This window comes from Streptomyces nogalater, from assembly GCF_039532885.1.
Classification (GTDB): domain Bacteria; phylum Actinomycetota; class Actinomycetes; order Streptomycetales; family Streptomycetaceae; genus Streptomyces; species Streptomyces nogalater.
In genome coordinates this window covers 1-1,161 of sequence record NZ_BAAASM010000049.1, presented here as the reverse complement: position 1 = coordinate 1,161, position 1,161 = coordinate 1, and the positions used below count along the sequence as shown (strand labels likewise).

The window sequence follows — 1,161 nt, the reverse complement described above, 5'->3', positions numbered from 1 at the left end:
AGGTGATGACGCGTTCGCCGATGGCGTCGGACTCGACGGTGAGCCGGGCACGTTCCCGGGCCATTCGCACTGCGGCCGTGAGGGCATCGAAGGTGGCCCAGGGCGGGGGCGTGGTGGTGTGGCCGTCGGGTCCGTCGAAGCGGATCACGGCGTGGAAGTGGACCAGGCCGCGCTTCTGGTACTCGGCGACCTTGGCGAAGGAGACGCGGAGAGCGGCGTTCAGTGCCTTCTGCGTCATACCCAGGTGTTCGGCCAGGGCGCGGCGCAGGTAGGTGGTGAAGCGTGCCCAGAGCTGCCCGGCGTGGGCGTTCCAGAGCACGGCGCCCGTGTAGTCGTAGGTGGTCGGGTTCAGCGGGGTGCCGAGTTCCGGTGCCTCTTTGGTGTGGGTGGTGCCGCAGGCGCAGGGGCGGGGCTGACCTGCGTCGGTGGTGGTCACCGGCGGGCAGAGGGCGGACTGCACCCAGTTCAAGCCGGTCCTTGAAAAGATCCGCGTCCCCCGGACCGGACCGGGCAGGCCGCGCAAGAAACCCGACAGCCTGGCGGCCGACAAGGCTTACAGCAACGGACCCTGCCGCGAGTACCTGCGACGGCGGGGCATCCGCCACACGATCCCCGAGAAGACCGACAGCCAGGCCGCCCGCCTGCGGAAGGGCTCGCGTGGCGGACGGCCACCCGGCTTCGACGAAGACCGCTACAAGAAACGCAACACGGTCGAGCGGGCGATCAACCGGCTGAAGCAGTCCCGGGCAGTCGCCACCCGCTACGACAAACGCGGGTACGTCTTCCTCGGCACCGCCACAGCGGCAGCCCTGATCATCTGGCTGCGAACTTGATCGCCCGGACAAGTCCTAGGAGAAGACGTGCACGCTCTATGGCCTGCGCTCCGGCAGGCACGCCCCGCCCGCGCCGTCAGCCCGGAACTTGTGGCCCTCTACGACCAGCGGGCAGACATCCCCGTGTCGACCTTCGTGGACATGCTGACCCAGGCCCGCGAGCGGATCGACGTGTTGGTGTACGCCGCTGTTTTCCTGCACGAGGCGTACCCGCGGCTCAACGACCTGCTGCGAGAACGAGCCGCCGATGGGTGTGCGGTTCGTATCGCAGTCGGCGACCCGGACAGCCCGAACGTCCAACAGCGCGGCACCGAGGAGAAGTTCGGGC

Annotated in this window: 1 protein-coding gene and 2 pseudogenes; 2 read left to right on the top strand and 1 reads right to left on the bottom strand. The window is 68.8% G+C overall.

The genetic code is table 11. The features are described 5' to 3' along the window. Positions 1 to 436 (bottom strand): replication initiator (locus ABD350_RS28545; RefSeq protein ID WP_344351521.1); only part of this gene is annotated, 436 nt, incomplete at its 3' end. On the opposite strand from ABD350_RS28545, the pseudogene ABD350_RS28540 reads away from it, so the two are divergent. Both ABD350_RS28540 and ABD350_RS28535 read left to right on the top strand, forming a co-directional pair. After that, positions 417 to 833: pseudogene (locus ABD350_RS28540) on the top strand (transposase); the annotation flags it as partial. The gene ABD350_RS28545 and the pseudogene ABD350_RS28540 overlap by 20 nt on opposite strands. A 9-nt stretch (positions 834 to 842) precedes the next feature. Continuing rightward, positions 843 to 1,161 (top strand): annotated as a pseudogene (locus ABD350_RS28535) (XRE family transcriptional regulator); the annotation flags it as partial.